6 protein-coding genes are annotated in these 3,623 nt (G+C 72.0%); 5 read left to right on the top strand and 1 reads right to left on the bottom strand.

What is annotated here, in order from left to right; genetic code table 11:
• Positions 1-8 precede the first annotated feature (8 nt).
• Complete coding sequence (locus TY51_RS19785) at positions 9-422, bottom strand: uroporphyrinogen-III synthase (RefSeq protein ID WP_052650508.1); 414 nt, start codon at positions 420-422, stop codon at positions 9-11.
• Positions 423-488: 66 nt separating this feature from the next.
• Between TY51_RS19785 and tsaD the strand changes: the two genes are divergently transcribed.
• The 5 genes from tsaD to TY51_RS19760 form a co-directional block, all read left to right on the top strand.
• Positions 489-1,556, top strand: a complete 1,068-nt coding sequence (tsaD, locus tag TY51_RS19780; protein ID WP_042253044.1) for a tRNA (adenosine(37)-N6)-threonylcarbamoyltransferase complex transferase subunit TsaD — start codon at positions 489-491, stop codon at positions 1,554-1,556.
• Complete coding sequence (locus tag TY51_RS19775) at positions 1,553-2,491, top strand: NAD(P)H-dependent glycerol-3-phosphate dehydrogenase (RefSeq protein WP_042253042.1); 939 nt, start codon at positions 1,553-1,555, stop codon at positions 2,489-2,491. The genes tsaD and TY51_RS19775 overlap by 4 nt, the downstream gene beginning before the upstream one ends.
• Positions 2,491-2,763, top strand: a complete 273-nt coding sequence (locus tag TY51_RS19770) for a YciI family protein (protein WP_042253041.1) — start codon at positions 2,491-2,493, stop codon at positions 2,761-2,763. Before TY51_RS19775 ends, TY51_RS19770 begins: the two co-directional genes overlap by 1 nt.
• Positions 2,763-3,182, top strand: a complete 420-nt coding sequence (locus TY51_RS19765; protein WP_042253039.1) for an EVE domain-containing protein — start codon at positions 2,763-2,765, stop codon at positions 3,180-3,182. The genes TY51_RS19770 and TY51_RS19765 overlap by 1 nt, the downstream gene beginning before the upstream one ends.
• A gap of 239 nt (positions 3,183-3,421) precedes the next feature.
• A partial coding sequence (locus TY51_RS19760; protein ID WP_042253036.1) for a DUF4170 domain-containing protein occupies positions 3,422-3,623 on the top strand: 202 nt, incomplete at its 3' end.

The following is a 3,623-nucleotide window of genomic DNA, read 5'->3' as shown; positions in this document are numbered from 1 at the left end:
CCGCGCCGTCAGGGCTGGGGCGGCTGGTCATAGACGACCACACCCGGCACGGCCAACCGCTGTGCCAAATGCCGCCCGTGCGGGTGGACCAGTGCCACCGGACTGGCCGCGATCAGCGGCACCAGGCTGTCGGCGGTGCCCGCGCCCCGGGTCACCGCGAACCCCGCGTCGCGCGCCACCTGGGCGGTGCGGTCGCCCACGCAGATCGCGGGGCGCCCCTGTCCCGGCCCCGCCGCCGCCACCGCATGGGCCGAGGTGAAGACCAGCCCCGGCGCGCGCGCCAGCGCCGTCCCGTCATGGTCCACCGGCACGATCCGCAGGATGGGCGCCACGATGACATCCGCCCCGATCCGCGCGGCGGTGCGGTCCGAATCGTCGCCGGGGCGGGTCATCAGCAGGATCGGGCGGGGCGCGGGCGGCATTGGCATCCTGTCGGGCGGGTGTTACGCCCCTGTGGGTACGCGTCCCCCCTCATCCGGGCAAGAGCCATGACCGAGACGATCTTTCTGGGCATCGAGAGCAGCTGCGACGACACCGCCGCCGCCGTGGTCACCGGCGACCGGCGCATCCTGTCCAGCGTGGTCAGCGCGCAGGCCGACCTGCATGCCGATTTCGGCGGCGTGGTGCCCGAAATCGCCGCCCGCGCCCATGCCGAGCGGCTGGACCTGGTCGTCGAACAGGCGCTGCGCGAGGCGGGGCTGGGCCTTGATGCGCTGACGGGCATCGCGGTCACCGCCGGGCCGGGGCTGATCGGTGGCGTCATGGCGGGCGTCATGTGCGCCAAGGGCATCGCCGCGGGCACCGGGCTGCCGCTGGTGGGCGTGAACCACCTGGCGGGGCACGCGCTGACGCCGCGGCTGACCGACGGGATCGACTATCCCTATGTGATGCTGCTGGTGTCGGGCGGGCATTGCCAGTTCCTGCGCGTGGACGGGCCGGACGCCTTCACGCGCCTTGGCGGCACCATCGACGACGCCCCCGGAGAGGCCTTTGACAAGGTCGCCAAGCTGCTGGCCCTGCCCCAGCCCGGCGGCCCGCATGTGGAAACCGAAGCCGCGGGCGGCAACCCTGACCGCATCCCCCTGCCCCGCCCGCTGCTGGACCGCCCCGGCTGCGACATGAGCTTTTCGGGGCTGAAGACCGCGGTGCTGCGCGCCCGCGACACGCTGATCGCCGATCAGGGGGGCTTGCGCGCCGCCGACCGGCGCGACCTGTGCGCGGCGTTCCAGGCGGCCGTCGCCGACGTCCTGGCCGAGAAATCGCGCCGCGCGCTGGCGCTGTCGCCGGTGCTGGTGCTGGCCGTGGCCGGGGGCGTGGCCGCCAACGGGCCTATCCGCGCGGCGTTGCAGGACGTCGCGGCACGCGCAGGCGCGCGGTTCCTGGCCCCGCCCCTGCGGCTGTGCACCGACAACGGCGCGATGATCGCATGGGCTGGGATCGAGCGGTTCCGCATGGGCCACCGCGACGACATGACGCTGTCGGCGCGCCCGCGCTGGCCGCTGGATCAGGGCGCCGCACCGATGCTGGGCAGCGGCAAGCGGGGGGCCAAGGCATGATCGGCATTCTGGGCGCAGGCGCCTTCGGCACCGCACTGGCGGTCGCGCTGACCGCCAACGGGCCGGTGACCCTGTGGGGCCGGCGCATCGACTGGCAGGGAGAGAACCCGCGCCTGCCCGGCGTGACCATGCCGGACGCGGTGACCGTGACCCCGGATCTGGACACAGCGCTGGCCTGCGACACGATCCTGCTGGCGCTGCCCGCGCAGGCCCTGGGCGCGTTTCTGGCCGAACACGGTCCGCGGCTGGCGGGCAAGGCGCTGGTCAGCACCGCCAAGGGGATCGACCTGCAGCATCTGACCGGACCGTCGGCGCTGATCGCGCAGGCGGCGCCCGATGCGGTGGTCGCAGTGCTGACCGGGCCGTCCTTCGCCGCCGACATCGCCCGCGGGCTGCCTACGGCGCTGACGCTGGCCTGTGCGGACGGGGCGGCGGCACAGGCGCTGCAGGACCGCCTGTCGACGCCGGTGCTGCGCCTGTACCGAACGACCGACGTGATCGGGGCCGAACTGGGCGGCGCGCTGAAGAACGTGATCGCCATCGCGGCGGGCACGGTGATCGGCGCGGGCCTGGGCGACAGCGCGCGCGCCGCGATCATCACCCGCGGCTTTGCCGAGATGACGCGGCTGGCCATCCATCTGGGCGCGCGGCCGGAAACGCTGACCGGGCTGTCGGGCCTGGGCGACCTGACGCTGACCTGCACGTCGGCGGGGTCGCGGAACTTCCGCTTTGGCTGCGCGATCGGGTCGGGGGCCGCGTGGGACAGCGCCACCACGGTCGAAGGCGCCGCCACCGCCCGCGCGCTGGCGCTGATGGCGGCGCGCGACGGGCTGGACCTGCCCATCGCCGCGATGGTCGCCCGCCTTGCCGAGGGGCGCGTTTCGGTGGAAAAGGCCATGGACCATCTGCTGAGCCGACCCCTGAAGGAGGAATGATGCCCCTGTTCGCCGTGATCTGCCGGGACAAGCCCGGTGCGCTGCAAGTCCGCCTGGACACCCGCGACGCCCATCTGGCCCATATCCGCGACAGCGGCATCGTGGCGATGGCCGGCCCCCTGATGGAGGACGGGCAGATGTGCGGATCGCTGGTCGTGCTGGACACCAACGACCTGGCCGCCGCGCAGGCCTGGGCCGCGGGCGACCCCTACAAGGCGGCGGGGCTGTTCGCATCCGTCGACGTGATCGCCTGGAACAAGGTCATCGGCTGATGGCGCATTGGCTGTTCAAGTCCGAACCCGACGTCTTTGGCTGGGACGACCTGGTCGCCAAGGGCCGCGCGGGTGAACAATGGGACGGGGTGCGCAACTATCAGGCCCGCAACAACATGCGCGCCATGCAGGTCGGAGAGCTGGGCCTGTTCTATCACTCCAACATCGGCAAGGAGGCCGTGGGCATCGTCGAGGTGATCGCCCTGGCCCATCCCGACACCACGTCCCCCGACCCGAAATGGGAATGCGTGGACATCCGCGCGGTGCGCAAGCTGCCCCGCGCGATCAGCCTGGACGAGGCCAAGGCCGAACCCCGCCTGCGCGAGATGGTGCTGGTCAACAATTCGCGCCTGTCGGTTCAGCCGGTCAGCGACGCCGAATGGGCCGTAATCCTGGAACTGGCGGGCGATCAGGGCTGAGGGTTTCGGTTGCGGCGCGCGACCGGCCTGCCAGGCGCCGGGCCGCGGCCGCGATGCGGGCACACCCCCGTCCCCGCGATGGTTCCGGGCTTCTGCCCTCCTGTCCATCATAGGGGCGTGCGGGGGCGGCTGGCAAAGGCCGAACGCGTCCAGTTTTACGCGTTTGCGCTTCAATCCGGGGCGGTCGCGCGCTAGGGTCGCGGCCGTTCCGATCCCCTGCACATCCCCTTGGAGGTACCATGTCCCAACGTCTGCATCTTGTCTTCGGAGGAGAGCTGGTCGACCCGTCCAGCACCAAGTTCCGCGACCCCTCGCAGATCCACATGGTCGGCATCTTCCCCGATTACGACAGCGCCTTCGCCGCCTGGAAATCCGAGGCGCAGCGTACCGTGGACAGCGCCCATACCCGCTATTTCATCGCCCATCTGCACCGCCTGCGCG

Origin of the sequence: Paracoccus sp. PAMC 22219 (genome assembly GCF_000787695.1) — a bacterium.
Classification (GTDB): domain Bacteria; phylum Pseudomonadota; class Alphaproteobacteria; order Rhodobacterales; family Rhodobacteraceae; genus Paracoccus.
This window is presented reverse-complemented; position numbering and strand designations above follow the sequence as displayed.